This window comes from Janthinobacterium sp. CG3, from assembly GCF_000344615.1.
Lineage (GTDB): Bacteria > Pseudomonadota > Gammaproteobacteria > Burkholderiales > Burkholderiaceae_D > Janthinobacterium.
Window position 1 is genome coordinate 3,280,880 of the sequence record NZ_KB467824.1, and the last position, 19,057, is coordinate 3,299,936.

The following is a 19,057-nucleotide window of genomic DNA, read 5'->3' on the forward strand; positions in this document are numbered from 1 at the left end:
GGCATCCTGTGCCTGTGCCCACTCACGAATTTTCTCTCCTCGCTCGCCGAATTGACCCGGTGCTGCACCGGTCAATAGCGGAAATTTGCAAGCTAGTTGTCGCCTAAATACGATTTTTACGCCGCTTTTTTGAGTTCTGTTTTTTTCTCCTTTTTGTTGACGTGTTCCGCGGCACTTTTTTCCGGATTTAGGTGTACGGTCGTAACTGGCGCCCAGCTTCGCGTAGCGCCACTCCAGCGCTCCGGTCGCTTGGCCTTTGCCGCTTCATAGACCTCGGCGCGTTTGACTAGCAGCGCACCGTCGAGGCCTGCGTGGCGCTGTGCTGGCGTAACGAATTGAATGGCGCTGTGCCGGTGCTCCTCGTTGTACCAACGCACGAACGTGCCAATCCACTGTCTTGCGACCATGAGGCTTTCAAATGCGCCCTGCGGATAGGCTGGGCGGTACTTGAGCGTTTTGAAGAGGCTTTCGCTGAAGGGGTTGTCATTGCTGCACGCAGGCCGACTGAACGACGGGACGACGCCGAGCTTTTGCAGCGTTGCAAGCATGGTGGCACCTTTCATCGGACTGCCGTTATCAGAGTGCAGCACCACTTGTTTTGGCGCGATGTTTTCGCGCACACAAATATCGCGCATTACCTCGCTGGCCAGCTCGCTGCTTTCCGTTTCGTAGACCTGCCAGCCGACGATCTTGCGGCTGAAGATATCCATGAAGAGATACAGATAGAAGTAGATCCCCCTGACCGGCGTTGGCAAATAGGTGATGTCCCAGCTAAACAGCTGGCCCGGTGCCGTTGCCACCAGCGCACGCGGCTTGTGGCGCGGTTTCGCTGGCTTTTCGGCGCCACGGTGCTTGAGCTGATTGGCCGCCTTCAGCACGCGATAGAAGGTCGATTCCGAGGCGACGTACTCACCCTGATCGACCAGCCGTGGCACGATCTGGCTCGGCGGCAGGTGGCCGAATTGAGGCGAGTTGGCGATCGCCAGCACGCGCTGACGTTCCAGCTCGCTCAGTCGGTTCTTGGGCGTCTGCACCCGAGTCGGCCGTCGATCACAAGCGCCCTCGGCCTTATCGTTCTGCCAGCGCTGCAAGGTCCGCTCGCTCAGCGCAATTACCTCGCACGCACGCCACTGGCTCGCTCCGGCACCGACCGCCTCGGCTACCAAGGCCATCACCTGGTCGCGCTGCGGGAGGTCGGTCATCACTCCTCGTCCTCCCACAGCGCGCGGAACTTTTTTTGCAGGATCAGCAACGCGGCCGCCTCCGCCAACGCGCCATTCTTGCGCACAATCTCGCGCTCAAGTTTGGCAACCTTGTCCTTCAATGTGCGCATTTCGCGCACGCCCGTTGCCGGCTCTTTTACTTCGGCGCAGAAGGCCGTCTCCCAGCTGGTCAGGTGATGGGGGAATATGCCGTGCCCGCGGCACCATGCCTGCAAAGCCTCATCGGATAATCCACTGGTTGCCCGCAACGCGGCAAACTGCTCTGCGGCAGTCCAGTCCTGGGGGCGCTTCTCGCGCGCCGCCGGCGCGTCCTTGTCGGTCACAACTTTATTCTTCATCCAATATTTTAACGTGTGGTGATTCACCTTCAGGTCTTCCGCGACCGACTTGATCGACCGGTGGCCACGTGAATACGCTTTGACCAAGGCTTGCTCGATAAATGCTTCGGGATACTTTGATGTCATTGGTACCTCTATTAAATTGAAAAATTAGAGGCGATAACTAGTTCCATTGCCGGGCCGCGAGCCCAACATCGGCATCCGCCCTGCTTGAACAAAAATCACAAACCTGACGTCTTGAGGGAACGGGTTCCGCTGCGCTCCACCCGTAACACCCGTCCCCTACGCCCGGAAACGATGTTAAAAATAAAGCACAAAAACGAACCCTAAACCCCACTACAACGATCAAGATCAGGACATAATTTGTTCAAAAACACACCCGACAAGTAGTCTGACCGGAGCGTGTCAATGACTTTGAAACACCTGGTTGAATCGGCGAGAGTCTAAATCTCGGATTTCAGGCAGCTTTTTTCTCCATTGGTGGCGGGTTGATCCAAGCCGCCGTCGGCAATTTTTGCGGCTGTGGCATGCGGTGTTTGAAGCGGTTCGGCGTGCGCTGGAAAGCGATTGCCAGAGTGGCTTGTCGTTGCTTGCGCACTTCGGCGGCGCGGCCGGTGTGAACGCTCTCAGGCGTCATCATGCCGATGCCGGAATGGCGGTGCTGTCGGTTGTACCAAGAGAAGAACTGGACACAGTGCGCGCGCGCGTCGGCCAGCGAGCCAAAGCGTGGCGGAAAGCCGGGCTGGTACTTCATGGTTTTGAATTGCGCCTCCGAGTACGGGTTGTCGTCGGAGACGTAGGGCCTGCTGTGCGACTTGGCGATGCCCAGGTCGCACAGCAGCGTGGCCACCGCCTTGGAGCGCATGCTGCTGCCCCGGTCGGCATGCAAGGTTAGCGTTCCCGGTACGATGCATTCTTTGGCGGCGCTGTCGGCAATGAGCTGCTCGGCCAGCTCGGCGGTTTCCTGCTCGGCCACCATCCAGCCGACGACGTAGCGGCTGAAGATGTCGAGAATGACATACAGGTGGAAGCAGGTGCCCCTGACCGGACCCTTCAACTTCGTGATGTCCCAACTCCAGACTTGATTGGGCACCACGGCCAGCAGTTCCGGTTTGGCGTACTCGGGATGGCGTAGTTGGTCGCGGCGCTCGCGCACTGCGGCACAGCCTTGCAACAGGCGGTACATGGTGCGCACCGAAGCCACGTAACGTCCCTCGTCGAGTAACTGGGCGTGGATGGCCGCCGGAGCGCAATTGGCGAAGCGTGGGCTGTTGAGCACGTCGAGCACCACGCGGCGCTCCAGCTCCGACAGCGCCAGCGGCGGTCGCCGGGCCGGTGCTGCGGTGGCCGGCAATGGACAGACGTGGCAAGCGGCTCGGTCGCGATACAGGGCGCTGCGTGGCAGGCGCAGGGCGCGGCAGGCGGCGGCCACGCCGACCTGTTCAACGAGGCTCTTGGCGGCGCTGATCACTTCGGCTCGCTCGGCGTGTCGGCGGTGCTCAGCCCCAGCAGAATGGAAAGTTTTTTTTGGACGTCGATGATCAAGTCCGCCTTGACCAGCTTGGCACGCAGGCGCTCGACTTCGTTTTCCAGTTCCTGCACCCGGCGTGTCTGGGCGCCGGCGGGATCAGCCTTCGGTCCCCGCTTGCGCTCCAGCGCGCCAGTCTCGCCAACTAGTTGCCGCTGCTTGCGCCAGGTCGCCAGATGGGACGAATAGATGCCCTCCCGGCGCAACAAGGCGCCAATATCGCCAAGAGCCACGCAGGCGTCGGCGGCGGCCAGAATGCGTAACTTCTCGGCCTTGGAAAAGGCTCGCCGCTTGGCGATGGGAACAACCTCGGGGTCGGGCCGCAGGACCTCAATAGACGACGGGCCGGGTGCGTTCTGGGTATCTGCTGGGCTGCTAATTTGATGCTTTCGGTTGTGCATGTTGGGACCTACCGGTGTACTTTAAATTAATCGGGTAGGTGTCTCAAGTTATATTGGCACAGGGGGGACACAGGGGGATAGTTGGACAGCGTCATCGAAGCGCTCCATTTGCCGCAACAACTCAGCGCGCTCGACCAAGCTCCCCCCTTCCTGTTCGTTCAGTTCAAGCAAACGCAGCATGTTTTCCCGAGCGGCGGTGGGAGGAACCAACGGGTGCTCGGCGGCGCACTTCCCGTTGCGATATATCCGGCCGCAATCATTTGTTAGCCACCAAATCCTACGCCGGATAAATTTCTCGCGCGGATGATCTGGCGAACGCAGGCCGCTCAGGGCTAGGCATAAGTCGCCATACTCCAATTCCTCGTCATACTCGGCTGCACGCCACTCTGTCGGCGCTGCATTCCAGTCTCGTTGAGTTTGAATATCACCATTTTCATCGCCGCCCAATCGAACCAACATCCGCATGAACCAGCCCATCGACTCCCGCCGCATCGGTTTCTTTGGTAACTCGCCGATTGGCTGCACGTCGTCCTGCCAGAACACTGCCGGACAGCAGGGGCATCGAATTAACGGCGAGCGCGATGGCAGGCGCGAAAAAGTTGCATCGCCATCAGACCAGGAGGTGACGCCAAAGGTGTTGAACGAACGGAGGCGCTCACGAAGGAGGAGGCCTTGACAGGCAGGGCACTGGTAAACGGCTGGGTTTGCGAAACTTGTCATGAGTTTTTGTGGTTGCGGTAGCGATCTGTGGGTAGCCAGGCTGCCGAAAAAACGACATGGCAAGTCATGCCTGAGTCATTTAGCTCAGAACGTGGTTGTGAGCGACAACGCCAGCCAGCCCCTGCGTGTTCAGCGATACGGCGCCTGCGTTACCAGAGCAGTCTAGGGCGGCCAAGTGCAGGTGGGCAAGACGCCTGGCGTTAAGTTTTTTTAGGGGTTCGTGGTTTTCTCCTTCTTGCCGCTAGCTGTTCCTTAGCCTGTACAACCGGGGTGGCCCACTCAACTAAGTCGAGTATCTTCCCATCCCGGATTACCTCAAGCATTTTTCCGGTTTCGTTGTCATACAAGTTGAAGTACACGGTGGCCCCGTTGATAAAAAATCGATCTTTGTCGAATTCGATGTGCTGGAGCATGTCTGAAAATGCCTCGCCAAGAACGGGCAAGGTCACTTTCCCCTTGATTTTCAACTTCATATTTGGCCTTTTTATGCGCCCACATTTGGCCAGGACGTTTAGGCAGCGGCACCGGAAGACGCCGCGATCGACTGTTCAAATTCATCGACAATCTGCGCAAGCCGAGGCAGCACGATGTCCACCCACTCGGTGTATGTCCAAACGGGCAGCGTCTTTTCGTAACCATTGCCGAGCGAAAACGGCGTCTTGATCCGATGGAAAGTCTGCTTCGGGTTGTTCGTATGAATCAGTAACTGGCTACCTCGACGTTCGATGCTTGGCATCGGCCTCGGCGCGCCCTTAGTCCCGCCATTCCCATTGTGGGCATAGACCGGCTTGACCTCGCGCCAGACGTCCTCTATTGCTGCGTTTAGCGCCGCAATGAAGGACTCGCCCTTGTCTTGCAGAATGCGTGCAAAAACCCGCTGAAGCCTTTCCTGCGCCGCCCTTAACGCTGCAGATGCGACCACACTTGCCGTCCGCTTACGAACGGCAATGGCTGCTGGGAAGTCAGGATACTCACCGCGCAGCGCCGCCGCATCAAATTCTTCTTGGGTGTCGTAATCGCGAAAAAACAGTGGTTTGATCCTTTCAAACCTCTCGTTACGACGGGCTTCTTCCTCGCTTTCCAGTTCTTCTTCCGTTGCTGATACCGTGGGCACGGCCGCCACCGGTTGCCCCGTGCAAGGCGCAAGGTGTTCGCTCGGTGAACTTTGCGCTTCAGGCGGAGAGCAGGCCTCCGGTGGCTCCCCGGCCGCAGCGTGGTCGCCTCCAAACGTGACAAATCCATCAAATTCAAACGAAAAACCAGGAGATTGCATTTTTAGCAAATTCATGATTTCGGCAAGATACTTTTCGGTCAGACGACCCTTTACGGCCAAGCGCATGATTGTGGACCGCCTAAACGCAGGTGAACTGTAAGTTCGTTTGTGGGAATTGTCCAAACGACCGGGGCGTATCGTGCTCCTTAATCATCTGCATGCTCTTGCCTTGCCCTGCGCAAAATGCAGCCGCGTCCTTGAACGTCGCCGCCTTGATCGCTCCAAGCGACGCGGCCGGGCCGTTGTCTTCGCGGGCGATCATATAGGCGTCCTTGCCGATGGATACAACGCCGGTGGTGGAGGCACACCCAGTCAACAAGACGGCTCCGACAAAAATCATCATTTTCAAATCAATTTCCAATCTTCGAGGGTTAAGGTTTCGCGCCATATTCTACGTTTTTCGTAGGGAAAAATCCAAGGCAATCTACGATTATCGGAGAATGCAAAGCCGTTCACTTCCGAAGAACCCCGTATTCAGCCGTCGATTGCGGCAAGCACGCCAACGCCGTGACTTGTCCCAAGACCGTCTCGGAGTCTTGGCGGGGCTGGAGGAGTCATCAAGTAGCGCCCGCATGAGCAGGTACGAAAGTGGAATTCATGAACCCGCCCTCCAGTTCGCCGAGGCAATCGCCAAGGTACTGGGCATCTCCGCTGCCTATTTTTATTGCAGCGATGACCGCCTTGCCGACATCATCCGCATCTACTCGGACCTCTCCGAAACAAAACGCGAAGCCCTGCATCAAAGTGCCATCAACATAGCCGAATAGTGGTGTGCCTGCCCGCGTGAGCGTCGAGGAACGCGTTTTTTCCGTTCGGTCGACTGACTGCGATTTTGTTGCCGTTGGACATAGGATAAGATGGCGGCCTCACCACGATTCGCCCGCCTCGTCCCAACATGATAGAAGACATCAAAAAAACACTCTGGGCCACGGCCGACAAACTGCGCGCTAACATGGACGCCGCCGAGTACAAGCACATCGTCCTTGGCCTCATCTTCGTTAAGTATATTTCCGACACCTTCCAGACCCGCCGCGACGAGCTGACGCGCCGCTTTGCCGACGCTGACGACGACTATTTTCTGCACGACGTAGACGACGAAATGCTGGCCGACGAGCTGGAAGACCGCGACTACTACAAGGAAGTCAATGTATTCTGGGTGCCTGAGGCGGCGCGCTGGGAAACGCTGCGCGCGCTCGCCAAGCAAGCCGACATCGGCAAACGCATCGACGACGCACTGTCCCTGATCGAGCTGGAAAATCCCAAGCTCAAAGGCATCCTCGACAAGCGCTACGCGCGCGTGCAACTGCCCGACGGAAAGCTGGGCGCACTGGTCGATCTGGTCTCGACCATCGGCTTTGGCGAGTCCGGCGACACGGCCAAGAACCACGCGCGCGATCTGCTCGGACAAGTGTACGAGTACTTCCTAGGCCAATTCGCCAGCGCCGAAGGCAAGCGCGGCGGCCAGTTCTACACGCCGGCATCGATCGTCAAAACCTTGGTAGCCGTCCTTGCGCCCCACCATGGCAAGGTCTATGACCCCTGCTGTGGCTCCGGCGGCATGTTTGTGCAGTCGGAGCGTTTCATCGAAGCGCACGGCGGCAAGATCGGTGACGTGTCGATCTATGGCCAGGAAGCGAACCCGACAACGTGGCGACTGGCAGCGATGAACCTGGCCATTCGCGGCATCGACTTCAATCTGGGCAAGGAGCCGGCCGACACCTTCGTGCGCGACCAGCACGTCGACCTGCGCGCCGACTTCGTGCTGGCCAACCCGCCATTCAATATTTCCGACTGGTGGCATGGTAGTCTGGAAGGCGACCCGCGCTGGGTCTACGGCACGCCGCCGCAAGGCAACGCCAACTACGCGTGGCTCCAGCACATGTTGTACCACCTCAAGTCGACCGGCCGAGCCGGCATCGTGCTGGCCAACGGCTCCATGTCGTCGAGCCAGAACAGTGAAGGCGATATTCGCCGCGCGATGGTCGACGCTGACAAGGTCGAGGTCATGATCGCGCTGCCCGGCCAGTTGTTTTTCAATACACAGATCCCCGCCTGCCTGTGGTTCCTGGTCAAGGAAAAGCGCGCGCGACAAGGCGAGGTGTTGTTTATCGACGCACGCAAGCTAGGAAGCATGATCAGCCGCGTGCAGTGCGAGTTCACCGAGGAAGTTATCGACAGGATCGCCGGGACCGTGGCCTCATGGCGTGGCGAAGTGGATGCTGGCGAATATCAGGATGCGCTGGGGTACTGCCGAAGCGTCGCACTGGACGAGATCGCCGAACATGGTCATGTGCTCACGCCGGGCCGCTACGTGGGTGCGGAAGCAGTCCACGATGACGACGAGGCATTCGCCGACAAGATGCAGAAGCTGACCGAAACCCTGTGCGAGCAGATGGCCAAGGGGGCGGAGCTGGATCAACTGATACGTCAGAAGCTCGGGGGGCTGGGCTATGAGCTATGAGAGAGGCTGGCCGCTCAGTGAGTTGGGGATGGAGGCGTTCAACGCATCCCGCCCTTTTTCGTTCAAGTCACACCCAGATGTGATTTTTGTCAATACTGGCGATGTCTTGATGGGGAAATTCCTGCACTGCAAAGTTTCCGTAGGGGCGGATTTGCCGGGCCAAGCAAAAAAATCATTAAAGCAGAATGACATACTAATAACAGAAATTCGCCCTGGCAATAGTAGGTATGCGTTCGTAGATTTTCCAGCGGAAAAATACGTCGTCTCAACAAAATTCATGGTCATAGAAACATTTGGCCGACTTACGCCACGTTTCCTCTATCATGTCCTAACTAGTCAATCTGCACTGGGTGAATTTCAGCGCATAGCTGAATCGCGATCTGGAACCTTCCCCCAGATCACTTTCGATTCAATTGACCGCTTCCCTGTACCTGTACCCCCAGTTGACGCGCAGGAAAAGCTGGCGCATTTTTTTGACAGGCTAGACGAACGCATCTCCCTTCTGCGCGAGACCAACGCAACCCTCGAAGCCATCGCCCAAGCCCTGTTCAAGTCGTGGTTCGTGGACTTCGATCCCGTGTACGCCAAGCTGGATGGGCGCATGCCCGAGGGCATGGATGAGGCAACGGCGGCGCTGTTCCCTGATACATTTGATGAGTCGGAGATGGGTGTGCAACCGAAGGGGTGGCAGGTAACGACGCTTGGTACAATTTGCAAGGAAAGCGGCGGGACTATTCAGACTGGGCCATTCGGCAGCCAGCTTCACGCTTCTGATTACCTGGATATCGGCGTGCCGGTAGTGATGCCGCAAGACTTGGCCGGGCGTCGTGTCCGGGTCGAGAAAATTGCGCGGATCGGTGACGATGATGTCCGTCGCTTGTCCCGGCACTGGCTACGCACTGGCGATATTGTGTTTAGCCGCCGTGGCGATGTTGGACGCCACGCGCTGGTCGGCGTCCGAGAATCAGGGTGGTTGTGCGGAACAGGATGCCTGCTAGTGAGGCCAGGCCAATCATGGCCTTCCGCAACTTACTTGTCCCTTGCGCTCGATCGTGCCGACGCCAAAGAGTGGTTACTTCGGCATGCCGTCGGTGCAACGATGCCAAACCTGAATACTGGTATCCTGGGCGCAGTCTCAATCATGCGCCCCGATGACTTCGTCCTACAGGCCTTCGACGACATCGTGCGCAAGCTCGATGAACGTATCAGCCATGGACACGCGAATATCCGCACGCTAGTAGAACTGCGCGACACGCTGTTACCTCATCTAATTTCAGGCCGGTTGCGCCTCCCAGATACAGCTGAAGCCTTGCAGGAGGCCGCCTGATGGCCTTTGATCGGAACCAACCCTACAACGATCTGCCGCTGTTGCCGCCGCCTCACGACCTGGAAAGTAAGGCCGTACTAAAGCAGGCGATTGGTGCCAACCGGGCGCTGGCCAACCTGCGTGGTTTGGCCGGCCAGATCCCGAATCAGAGCATGCTGATTAGCAGCATTACCCTCCAGGAAGCGAGGCTGTCGTCCGAGATCGAGAACATCGTCACGACCAACGACGAGCTGTACCGTGCTGACGCCGATGCGGATGGCAAGACCGACCCGCACACCAAGGAAGTGCTGCGCTACCGGCAGGCGCTGCAGCATGGATTTTCTGCCCTCCACGAGCGACCCTTGACGACCAATCTCTTTGTCGAGATCGCGCAATTGATCAAGCAGTCCGAGATCGGAATCCGTGCGATACCTGGCACGGCGCTGAAAAATGAGACAGGCGATGTCGTGTACACGCCGCCCGTCGGCGACAAGGTGATCCGCGACAAGCTGTCCAATCTTGAACTCTTTATTCATGCCGATGACGGCGTTGATCCGCTTGTCAAGATGGCGGTGATGCACTACCAGTTCGAAGCGATTCACCCTTTCCCAGACGGCAATGGCCGGACCGGCCGCATCCTGAACTTGCTTTACTTGGTGCAGGCGGGGCTGATGGACATCCCTGTGCTTTTCTTATCCCGTTACATTATCGCCAACAAACGCGACTACTATCTGGGCTTGCAGAAGGTGACGGAGCAGCAGGACTGGGAGAACTGGGTGTTGTTCATGCTGCGCGCCGTGGAGAGCACGGCGCAGCAGACCTTTGAGCAAGTGAAACGGATTCTCAAGCTCATGGAGGACGTCCGCGAGAAGGTGCAGCGCGAGGCGCCGGGGATCTACAGCAAAGACCTGATTGAGGTGATCTTCCGGCACCCGTATACCAAAATCCAATTTTTGGTCGATGCGAATATTGCCAAGCGCCAGACATCATCGGGTTACCTGCAAACGCTGGCGGCGCTTGAGGTGCTGCGCGCGCAACAGATCGGACGCGAGAAATACTTCATCAACGATGCACTACTCGCGGAGTTGGCGCGATAGCAACAGGTTGATTCGCTCGACACGTCTGACGAACATGTCGATTTTTTCGAGTTTTTTAAACATATTCGATAAACGTGTCGATCAGATCGACAGATCCGGGCCGCTTGATGACTGAAGACCAACTCGAACACGAAACTCTGACCTGGCTGGTCGATAGTGGCTATGGCCACATCTACGGGCCTGACATTGCGGTCGACGGAAACGCGCCCGAGCGTGCCAACTACACGCAGGTAGTACTCGTCGAGCGCCTTCGTAGCGCAATTGCCAGGCTCAATCCTTCGGTCCCGCTGGCGGCCCGCGAGGACGCGTTACAGCAGGTCTTGAACCTCGATACGCCGGTGTTACTGTCGGCGAATCGGCTGTTCCACCGCCTGCTGGTCAACGGCGTGCCGGTCGAGTACCAGCGCGACGGGGAGACTCGGGGCGACTTCGTCCGCCTGATCGACTTCGCCGACGTGGCGGCCAACGAGTGGCTGGCGATTAACCAGTTTTCGATCAAGGGTCCCAAGCACACGCGGCGCCCGGACATCATTCTCTTCATCAACGGTTTGCCGCTGGTGTTGCTGGAACTGAAGAACCCGGCCGACAAAAATGCCGACATTTGGAAGGCATACGACCAGATCGAGACGTACAAGGAGCAGATACCCGACGTATTCCAGTACAACGAGGTGCTGGTGATCGCCGATGGCAGCGAGGCGCGTATGGGCTCCCTGTCCAGCAATGCCGAGCGCTACATGGCCTGGCGTACCATCGACGGGGTAGCGCTCGACCCGCTGGGCCAGTTCAATGAGCTGGAGACGCTGGTCCGTGGCGTGCTGGCTCCGGTCTACCTGCTGGACTTCCTCCGCTTCTTCGTGCTGTTTGAGGACGACGGCACGCTGATCAAGAAAATCGCCGGCTATCACCAGTTCCATGCCGTGCGTGCGGCGATTGCGCAGGTGGTCGCTGCATCTCGTCCTGGCGGCAGCCAGAAGGGCGGTGTGGTATGGCACACCCAAGGATCGGGCAAGAGCATCACCATGACCTGTTTCGCGGCGCGCGTGATGCGCGAGACGGCAATGGAGAACCCGACCATCGTCGTAATCACCGACCGCAACGATCTCGACGGACAGTTGTTCGGGGTTTTCTCGCTGTCGCAGGATCTGCTGCGCGAGCAGCCGGTACAGGGCACAACGCGGCAGGATTTACGCGCCAAGCTGGCAAACCGGCCATCGGGCGGGATTGTCTTTGCCACAATCCAGAAATTCATGCCAGGCGAGGACGAGGACACGTATCCGCTGCTGTCGGACCGCCACAACATCGTGGTCATCGCCGACGAGGCACACCGCACTCAGTACGGTTTTGAGGCCAAGCTGAAGACCCGCAAGGCGTCACCCAGAGTGCTCGGGACCGGAGCGCTGCCCGCGACTGAACTCGGCGCCGCGGAGGCGCCAGCGCGGTATTTGGAGCGGTATCAGGTCGGTTACGCGCAAAACCTCCGGGATGCTCTGCCGAATGCGACCTTCGTGGCCTTCACCGGCACCCCTGTATCGAGCGAGGACCGCGATACACGCGCCGTGTTCGGTGACTACATCCACATCTACGACATGCAGCAGGCGCGCGACGATGGCGCCACGGTAGCGATCTATTACGAGTCGCGGCTGGCCAAGCTTGGGCTGAAGGAAGAGTCGCTCGCCGACATCGATGACGAGGTGGATGAGCTGGCGGAGGACGAGGAAGACGATCAGAAAGCGCTGCTCAAGAGCCGCTGGGCAGCGCTGGAGCAAGTGGTGGGCGCCGAGCCGCGCATCAAGCAGGTCGCCGCCGATCTGGTCCAGCATTTCGAGGAGCGAGACAAGGCCCAATCCGGGAAGGCCATGGTCGTGGCCATGAGTCGTGACATCTGCGCCCACCTGTACAAGGCCATCATCACCTTGCGGCCGGACTGGCACGACGACGATCCCGAAAAAGGCGTCATCAAGGTGGTGATGACCGGCTCTTCCAGCGACAAGCCGCTTCTGCGGCCCCACATTTATACGAAACAGATCAAGAAACGCATGGAGAAGCGGTTCAAGGACCCGGACGATCCGATGCGCCTGGTGATCGTCCGGGACATGTGGCTGACCGGTTTCGATGCCCCCTGTGTGCATACCATGTACATAGACAAGCCCATGAAGGGCCACAACCTCATGCAGGCAATCGCGCGCGTCAACCGCGTATTCAAGGACAAGCAGGGCGGCCTCGTTGTCGACTACATCGGCATTGCCAGCGACCTGAAGCAGGCGTTAAAGGAGTACACCGCCAGCAAGGGCCGGGGACGCCCCACCGTGGACTCGCACGAGGCCTATGCCGTGTTGGATGAGAAGATGGATGTGCTGCGCGCCATGCTGCATGGAATCGACTACAGCGGCTTCCTGACGGGCGGGCACGGCATGCTGGCCAAGACGGCCAACCACGTACTCGGGCTGAAGGACGGCAAGAAGCGATTCTGCGATACGGCTTTGGCCATGTCGAAGGCGTTCACGCTGTGCTGCACGCTCGATGAAGCCAAGGCGGTGCGCGACGAGGTGGCGTTCTTCCAGGCCGTCAAAGTACTGCTAACCAAGAAGGAAATCAGCAGCAAAAAGCGTACGGACGAAGAGCGCGACTTGGCGGTCCGGCAGATCATCGGTTCGGCACTGGTTTCGAATGAGGTTGTCGATATCTTCAACGCCGCCGGCCTGGACAAGCCCAATATTGGCATCCTCGATGACGACTTTCTTAATGAAGTGCGCAACCTGCCCGAGCGCAACCTAGCGGTCGAATTGCTGGAGCGCCTGCTTGAGGGGGAGATCAAGGCCCGCTTCGCCACCAACATGGTGCAGAACAACAAGTTCAGCGAAATGCTGACCAACGTAATCAAGCGCTACCAGAATCGCTCCATCGAAACCGCCCAGGTCATGGAAGAGCTGATCGCGATGGCGAAGAAGTTCAAGGAGGCGGCCGGCCGGGGCAGTGACCTTGGCCTGAATGCCGACGAACTGGCGTTCTACGACGCGCTGGCTGACAACGAGGAGTCGGCGCGGGAGCTGGGCGACGAGACGCTAAAGAAAATCGCCCATGAGCTGGCCGAGAGCCTGCGGCAAAACGTCAGCATCGACTGGGCCGTGCGCGACAGTGTTCGGGCCAAGCTGCGGCTGCTGGTCAAACGGATTCTGCGCAAATACAAGTATCCACCTGTGAAGCAGGACGCGGCTGTGCAACTGATTCTGGAGCAGGCCGAGTCGCTATGCGCGGAGTGGGCCTGATGGAGCCCGGCGGTGTGTCGTTGATGAAATTGGCTTACAAGTAGGTTACAAGCTGCGGCGTCCGAAGCAGAACGAAAAAAGGGGTTACAAGCCGAAAGCTGTAACCCCTTGTTTTTTCTACCTAATTCTGGTGGGCCTCCCGTGAGTCGAACACGGCACCAACGGATTATGAGTCCGCTGCTCTAACCAAGCATGAGCTAGAGGCCCAGTCTGCTGCACAAGCGCTGGGGCCGGCGATACCCGCCCGCGCGCACTTCGTGTAGAAACGAAGTGGCGAGGATAGGGGTTACGCCAACACTAGTCAAGTCTTAGTTGCCTTCCAAGAAGCTTTTCAGCTTGTCGGAGCGCGACGGGTGGCGCAGCTTGCGCAGCGCCTTCGCCTCGATCTGGCGGATGCGCTCGCGCGTGACGTCGAACTGCTTGCCGACCTCTTCCAAGGTATGGTCGGTCGACATCTCGATGCCGAAGCGCATGCGCAGCACCTTCGCCTCGCGCGGCGTCAAGGAATCGAGCACGTCCTTGACGACGCCGCGCATCGACGCGTGCAGCGCCGCGTCGGCCGGCGCCAGCGTGTTGTTGTCCTCGATGAAGTCGCCCAGGTGGGAGTCGTCGTCGTCGCCGATCGGCGTTTCCATCGAGATCGGTTCCTTGGCGATTTTCATGATCTTGCGGATCTTGTCCTCGGGCATTTCCATCTTGATCGCCAAGGTCGCCGGATCGGGCTCGGCGCCGGTTTCCTGCAGGATCTGGCGCGAGATCCGGTTCATCTTGTTGATCGTCTCGATCATGTGCACCGGAATGCGGATGGTGCGCGCCTGGTCGGCGATCGAACGGGTGATCGCCTGGCGTATCCACCACGTCGCGTAGGTCGAGAACTTGTAGCCGCGGCGGTATTCGAACTTGTCGACGGCCTTCATCAAACCGATGTTGCCTTCCTGGATCAGGTCGAGGAATTGCAGGCCGCGGTTGGTGTATTTCTTGGCGATTGAAATGACCAGGCGCAAGTTGGCCTCGGTCATTTCGCGCTTGGCCTTGCGCGCCTTCATTTCGCCGGCCGCCATCTGCCGGTTGATGTTGCGCAGGTCCGGCAGCGGCAGCACCACGCGCGCCTGCAGGTCGATCAGCCGCTGTTGCAGCTCCTTAACCGTGGGAATGTTGCGGCCCAGGATGGTGCTGTAGGCGTGGCCGGCGTTGACTTCGCCGTCGACCCAGTTCAAATTGGTTTCATTGCCCGGGAACACCTTGATGAAGTGGGCGCGCGGCATGCCGCACTTGTTCACCGCCACGTCGAGGATCTGCTTTTCAATGTGGCGCACCTCGTCGACCTGGCCGCGCAGCGTGTCGCACAGCTTCTCGACGACCTTGGCGGTGAAGCGGATGCCCAGCAGTTCGTGCGAGATCGATTCCTGCGCCTTGACGTAGGATTTCGAGTTGTAGCCGTCCTTTTCAAACGCCTTGCGCATCTTGTCGAACTGCTGAGAGATGATGGCGAATTTTTCCAGCGCGTTGCGCTTCAGGGTTTCCAGCTGTTCGGCGGAGAAGCCGGCCGCGCCGGAGGCGTTGCTTTCCTCTTCCTCGCCCTCGGCCTCTTCCTCGTCCTCGCCGTCCTCCTCATCGTCCTCGACCGGCGCCACCACTACCGGCGCGGCGTCCTCGTTCTGGTCGACCAGGCCGTCGACGACTTCGTCGATCTTGCTCTCGTCGTTGGCGATGCGGTCGGCCGCGGCGATGATCTCGGCGATCGTCACCGGGCAGGCCGAGATGGCCTGGATCATGTCCTTCAGGCCGTCCTCGATGCGCTTGGCGATTTCAATCTCGCCCTCGCGGGTGAGCAGCTCGACCGACCCCATTTCGCGCATGTACATGCGCACCGGGTCGGTGGTGCGGCCGAAGTCGGAGTCGACCGTCGACAGCGCCGCCTCGGCGGCCGCCTCGGCCTCGTCGTCGCTGGTGACGGTGGCGACATTGTCCGACAGCAGCAGCGTCTCGGCGTCGGGCGCGTGCTCGTAGACCGCGATGCCCATGTCGTTGAAGGTGCCGATGATGCCTTCGATGGCTTCCGGATCGACGATGTTCTCGGGCAGATGGTCGTTGATCTCGGCGTAGGTCAGGAAGCCGCGCTCCTTGCCGAACTTGATCAGCGTTTTCAGCTTCTGCCGGCGCCGTTCCAGTTCCTCTTCGCTGGCCTCGGTGTCGGACGAGAAGGCGTCCTTCAGCAGCGCCCGCTCCTTGGCCTTGCGGTCCTTGGCCTTGGCCTTGTCGACCGCCTTCAGCTCGGCGCGCTCGACCGCGTTCAGCGCGGCCACCTCGTCGTTTTCGGGCTGGAATTCCTTCGGCTTGCGGCCGCGCCTGCCCGGCACCTTGACCGACGGCAGCACGTAGCCGGAGGTGTCGATGGCGGCCAGCGCGGCCGCGTCGGTGGTTTGGCTGACCACCGGCGCACTGGTGACGCGCGCTTCCGGCCTGTCGATCGCCTTTTCGGCTTTCGCGGTAACTTTGCTTGGCTTTTCAGCCACATTGGGTTCGGGTTTCTTGATTGGCACAGGCGCTTTCGATTACACAACGACTTGCTTTACGGTGGATTAGGATAAAGTTTGCTGCCGGCCCCGCCGGGGCCACCATCTTCGCAGCCGCCAACGACGCGGCTGCGACACTGCCCTACGTTACTTACACCTCGTCGGCCGCGATCCGCGTATGCCGCAGACAGTTCCACCACGGCCATACCCGGCCGTCTTCGGCGGAAATGCGGCTGCATCCGGCTGCGTGTGGGGGCGAGGGCCAAAATGGCTGCGGCTGACGGCATGCTTGCCATCGGCGCAGACCACGCTGCGCCGCCGAAACCACCAGCTGGCCCTGGCCGCCGACGCCGTCCGTATGCGCCGATCAAGAGCCTAACTTAATGAAAACAAACACTATTTTCGAAACAATACTACCCTGCCAAAGCATAGAATACTTAGCATTTAATTATAGCACGACCAAATTCTTTTTCCAGCCCGGCGCCGCCCGGGGGCGGCGCCGGGATTTCCCCGCTAGCGGTTGGCCAATTCCGCCTCGCCCTCGCGCAACAATTGGTCCTGTTGCGATGTAATTTCGCGGTAGCGTACACCAATTTCGTCGGAAGACAAACCGGCGGCGAACAATTGGCTCAATTCCAGCTTCAAGGCGTCGAGTTTGAGCTGGCGGATCGCCCCGACCATCCAGACCCGGTCGCTGTCGGCGTCGGACTCCGGGCTGGCGGCGATCTCGCCGATGATGGCGTCGTAGTCGCCGCCCTGGGCCTTCAAATGCTGCGCCAGCGCGGCGAAGCTGCCAGCCGCGCCCAGCTCCTGCCCGGCCGCCACCAGCTGCGCCAGGCGCTCGGCGTTGCCGGCGCCGAAATAGCCGAAGGCGGCCAGGCCGGCGGCGTCGATTTCCAGGCTCAGCGGCGGATGCGCGACCAGGATGCGGATGATCTGCAACTCCAGCCCCACCGGCATGGTGCGCCCGGAGCGCGGCGGCGCCCGCTGCGCCACCGCCACCGGCTTGGCCAGCTCGAACAGCGCCTCGATCTCGGCCGGCGTGGTGTGCGTCATCGACGCCAGCCCGCGCACGATCTGCAGGCGCAGCGCCGACGGCGTCATCGCCTGCAACATCGGCTTGGCGTCGAACTGGACGCGCGCGCGCCCCTCCGGCTCGGACAGGTCGTGCTCGCCCGAGGCTTCCTTGAGCAGGAACTGCGACAACGGCATGGCCTCGTGCACCTGTTGCTCGAAGGCCTCGGCGCCGTGGGCGCGGATATAGCTGTCCGGGTCGTGCTCGGTCGGCAGGAACAGGAATTTGATGGTTTTGTTGTCGGACACGTGCGGCAGGCTGGCCTCGAGCGCGCGGCGGGCGGCGCGGCGGCCGGCCTTGTCGCCGTCGAAGCTGAAGATGACGTTGTCGGTCTGGCGCAGCAGCTTTTGCACGTGGGTCGGCGTGCAGGCGGTGCCGAGCGTGGCGACGGCTTGCGGAAAGCCCATCTGCGCCAGCGCCACCACGTCCATATAGCCCTCGGTAACGAGGACGTAGCCGGCGTCGCGGATCGCCTGGCGCGCCTCGAACAGGCCGTACAGCTCGAAACCCTTGGAAAACAGCGGGGTTTCGGGGGAATTCAGATATTTCGGCTCGCCATGGTCGAGCACCCGCCCGCCAAAGGCGATCACCTGGCCCTTGGTGTTGCGGATCGGGAACATGATGCGCTCGCGGAAGCGGTCATAGCGCTTGCGGTTGCCGCCGTCCTCGTCGACCTTGTCGATCACCAGGCCGGCCTCGGCCAGCGCGACGGCGTCGTAGTCGGGGAACACCGAGCGCAGGTTGTCCCAGCCGCCGGGGGCGAAGCCCATGCCGAAGCGCGCCGCGATTTCGCCCGTCAGGCCGCGGTTCTTCAGGTAGGCGATGGCCACGCCGGCGCCGCGCAACTGGCCGCGGTAGAAGTCGCAGGCGTGCGTCATCGCGTCCGACAGCGCCATGCTCTGGGCCTGCATCTGCGCGCGCTGGGCCGGCGGAATCTTGTCGTCGGCCTCGGGCACCACCATGCCGACGTTTTGCGCCAGGTCCTTGACGGCGTCGACGAAGCCCATGCCGGAGTATTCGATCAGGAAGTTGATCGAGGTGCCGTGCGCGCCGCAGCCGAAGCAGTGGTAGAACTGCTTGGTCGGGCTGACGGTGAAGCTGGGCGACTTTTCACTGTGGAACGGGCACAGGCCCATGAAGTTGGCGCCGCCCTTTTTCAGCTGCACGTAACGGCCGACCACGTCGACGATGTCGACGCGGTTGAGCAAATCGGAAATGAAGGATTGTGGGATCACGGGGCTCGGGGGGTCTTGTTATTGATCAGGCTATACCACCGCGCGCTGCCCGGATTGATCCAGGTCAACGCGCGGCGCTGCGACACGCGGCGCGCTTAGGCGGGCGCCAGGGCTTTCTTGACCAGCGCCGACACCACCGTCATGTCGGCGCGGCCGGCCAGCTTCGGCTTGACGATTGCCATCACCTTGCCCATGTCCTGCGGACCGGCGGCGCCGGAGGCGGCCACGGCGGCGGCCACTTCGGCGGCGATTTCCTGGTCCGACAGGCCGGCCGGCATGTAGCCGACCAGGAAGGCCAGTTCCGCCTTTTCAATGTCGGCCAGGTCGGCGCGCCCGCCGGCCTCGAACTGGGTGATCGAATCCTTGCGCTGCTTGATCATCTTTTCGACGATGGCCACGCTCTGCTCGTCGTTGACTTCGATGCGCTCGTCGACTTCCTTGCGCTTGATCTCGGCCAGCAGCAGGCGGATGGTGCCCAGCTTGACCGTTTCCTTGGCGCGCATCGCGGCTTTCATGTCTTCCGTAATCTGCTCTCTCAAACCCATGCTGTGCTCCGTGTGGTGTATAAATGCGAAAACCCGCTGCGGCGAACCGGAGCGGGTATGCGACCCATCTGAA

Annotated in this window: 13 protein-coding genes, 1 tRNA gene and 2 pseudogenes; 6 read left to right on the forward strand and 10 right to left on the reverse strand. The window is 60.1% G+C overall.

Annotated features, from left to right (window positions below; translation table 11 throughout):
* Positions 1 to 116 precede the first annotated feature (116 nt).
* The 6 genes from JANGC3_RS0114305 to JANGC3_RS0114340 all read right to left on the reverse strand — a co-directional run bounded on the left by JANGC3_RS0114305 (position 117) and on the right by JANGC3_RS0114340 (position 5,832).
* Positions 117 to 1,687 (reverse strand): IS3 family transposase gene (locus JANGC3_RS0114305; protein ID WP_085945296.1). Its coding sequence is split into 2 segments (ribosomal slippage): positions 117 to 1,231 and positions 1,231 to 1,687, totalling 1,572 coding nucleotides; the frame shifts between segments, so codons are not numbered across the junction.
* 331 nt (positions 1,688 to 2,018) lie between these two features.
* Positions 2,019 to 3,424 (reverse strand): IS3 family transposase gene (locus JANGC3_RS31635; RefSeq protein WP_085945324.1). Its coding sequence is split into 2 segments (ribosomal slippage): positions 2,019 to 3,062 and positions 3,065 to 3,424, totalling 1,404 coding nucleotides; the frame shifts between segments, so codons are not numbered across the junction.
* Positions 3,425 to 3,538: 114 nt separating this feature from the next.
* On the reverse strand, positions 3,539 to 4,210 hold the full coding sequence (locus JANGC3_RS0114325; RefSeq protein WP_157406649.1) for a hypothetical protein: 672 nt from the start codon (positions 4,208 to 4,210) through the stop codon (positions 3,539 to 3,541).
* Between the two features lie 200 nt (positions 4,211 to 4,410).
* Positions 4,411 to 4,683 (reverse strand): hypothetical protein, encoded by a 273-nt coding sequence (locus tag JANGC3_RS0114330; protein ID WP_017877178.1) that lies wholly within the window; start codon positions 4,681 to 4,683, stop codon positions 4,411 to 4,413.
* A gap of 38 nt (positions 4,684 to 4,721) precedes the next feature.
* The gene (locus tag JANGC3_RS32750; RefSeq protein WP_157406651.1) at positions 4,722 to 5,549 is read right to left on the reverse strand and encodes a hypothetical protein; all 828 of its coding nucleotides are present in this window, start codon (positions 5,547 to 5,549) and stop codon (positions 4,722 to 4,724) included.
* Between the two features lie 13 nt (positions 5,550 to 5,562).
* Positions 5,563 to 5,832: a hypothetical protein gene (locus JANGC3_RS0114340; protein WP_198292101.1), complete on the reverse strand. Its 270-nt coding sequence runs from the start codon at positions 5,830 to 5,832 to the stop codon at positions 5,563 to 5,565.
* A gap of 91 nt (positions 5,833 to 5,923) precedes the next feature.
* Between JANGC3_RS0114340 and JANGC3_RS0114345 the strand changes: the two genes are divergently transcribed.
* From JANGC3_RS0114345 to JANGC3_RS34340, 6 genes and pseudogenes are all read left to right on the forward strand, one after another.
* Complete coding sequence (locus JANGC3_RS0114345; protein ID WP_026132983.1) at positions 5,924 to 6,250, forward strand: helix-turn-helix domain-containing protein; 327 nt, start codon at positions 5,924 to 5,926, stop codon at positions 6,248 to 6,250.
* 128 nt (positions 6,251 to 6,378) lie between these two features.
* Positions 6,379 to 7,944 (forward strand): class I SAM-dependent DNA methyltransferase, encoded by a 1,566-nt coding sequence (locus JANGC3_RS0114350; protein ID WP_017877182.1) that lies wholly within the window; start codon positions 6,379 to 6,381, stop codon positions 7,942 to 7,944.
* On the forward strand, positions 7,934 to 9,271 hold the full coding sequence (locus JANGC3_RS30855) for a restriction endonuclease subunit S (RefSeq protein ID WP_081611871.1): 1,338 nt from the start codon (positions 7,934 to 7,936) through the stop codon (positions 9,269 to 9,271). The genes JANGC3_RS0114350 and JANGC3_RS30855 overlap by 11 nt, the downstream gene beginning before the upstream one ends.
* Positions 9,271 to 10,347, forward strand: a complete 1,077-nt coding sequence (locus tag JANGC3_RS0114360; protein WP_017877184.1) for a Fic family protein — start codon at positions 9,271 to 9,273, stop codon at positions 10,345 to 10,347. The genes JANGC3_RS30855 and JANGC3_RS0114360 overlap by 1 nt, the downstream gene beginning before the upstream one ends.
* 107 nt (positions 10,348 to 10,454) lie before the next feature.
* A pseudogene (locus JANGC3_RS0114365) lies at positions 10,455 to 12,575 on the forward strand (type I restriction endonuclease subunit R); the annotation flags it as partial.
* A 66-nt stretch (positions 12,576 to 12,641) separates the two neighbouring features.
* Positions 12,642 to 13,613 (forward strand): annotated as a pseudogene (locus JANGC3_RS34340) (DUF3387 domain-containing protein); the annotation flags it as partial.
* A 128-nt stretch (positions 13,614 to 13,741) separates the two neighbouring features.
* Here the strand turns inward: JANGC3_RS34340 and JANGC3_RS0114370 are convergent.
* The 4 genes from JANGC3_RS0114370 to JANGC3_RS0114385 all read right to left on the reverse strand — a co-directional run bounded on the left by JANGC3_RS0114370 (position 13,742) and on the right by JANGC3_RS0114385 (position 18,984).
* Positions 13,742 to 13,820: transfer RNA gene (locus JANGC3_RS0114370), tRNA-Ile, on the reverse strand.
* Between the two features lie 101 nt (positions 13,821 to 13,921).
* Complete coding sequence (rpoD, locus tag JANGC3_RS0114375; protein ID WP_017877186.1) at positions 13,922 to 16,129, reverse strand: RNA polymerase sigma factor RpoD; 2,208 nt, start codon at positions 16,127 to 16,129, stop codon at positions 13,922 to 13,924.
* A 513-nt stretch (positions 16,130 to 16,642) separates the two neighbouring features.
* On the reverse strand, positions 16,643 to 18,439 hold the full coding sequence (gene dnaG, locus JANGC3_RS0114380) for a DNA primase (protein WP_026132985.1): 1,797 nt from the start codon (positions 18,437 to 18,439) through the stop codon (positions 16,643 to 16,645).
* A gap of 95 nt (positions 18,440 to 18,534) precedes the next feature.
* Positions 18,535 to 18,984: a GatB/YqeY domain-containing protein gene (locus tag JANGC3_RS0114385; protein ID WP_026132986.1), complete on the reverse strand. Its 450-nt coding sequence runs from the start codon at positions 18,982 to 18,984 to the stop codon at positions 18,535 to 18,537.
* Between the last annotated feature and the right edge of the window lie 73 nt (positions 18,985 to 19,057).

Excerpts from the sequence above, each read along its gene's own strand:
- JANGC3_RS0114325 (WP_157406649.1), bottom strand. The coding sequence starts at position 4,210 with ATGACAAGTTTCGCAAACCCAGCCGTTTACCAGTGCCCTGCCTGTCAA.
- JANGC3_RS0114330 (WP_017877178.1), bottom strand. The coding sequence starts at position 4,683 with ATGAAGTTGAAAATCAAGGGGAAAGTGACCTTGCCCGTTCTTGGCGAG.
- JANGC3_RS32750 (WP_157406651.1), bottom strand. The coding sequence starts at position 5,549 with ATGCGCTTGGCCGTAAAGGGTCGTCTGACCGAAAAGTATCTTGCCGAA.
- JANGC3_RS0114345 (WP_026132983.1), top strand. The coding sequence starts at position 5,924 with ATGCAAAGCCGTTCACTTCCGAAGAACCCCGTATTCAGCCGTCGATTG.
- JANGC3_RS0114350 (WP_017877182.1), top strand. The coding sequence starts at position 6,379 with ATGATAGAAGACATCAAAAAAACACTCTGGGCCACGGCCGACAAACTG.
- JANGC3_RS30855 (WP_081611871.1), top strand. The coding sequence starts at position 7,934 with ATGAGCTATGAGAGAGGCTGGCCGCTCAGTGAGTTGGGGATGGAGGCG.
- JANGC3_RS0114360 (WP_017877184.1), top strand. The coding sequence starts at position 9,271 with ATGGCCTTTGATCGGAACCAACCCTACAACGATCTGCCGCTGTTGCCG.
- JANGC3_RS0114385 (WP_026132986.1), bottom strand. The coding sequence starts at position 18,984 with ATGGGTTTGAGAGAGCAGATTACGGAAGACATGAAAGCCGCGATGCGC.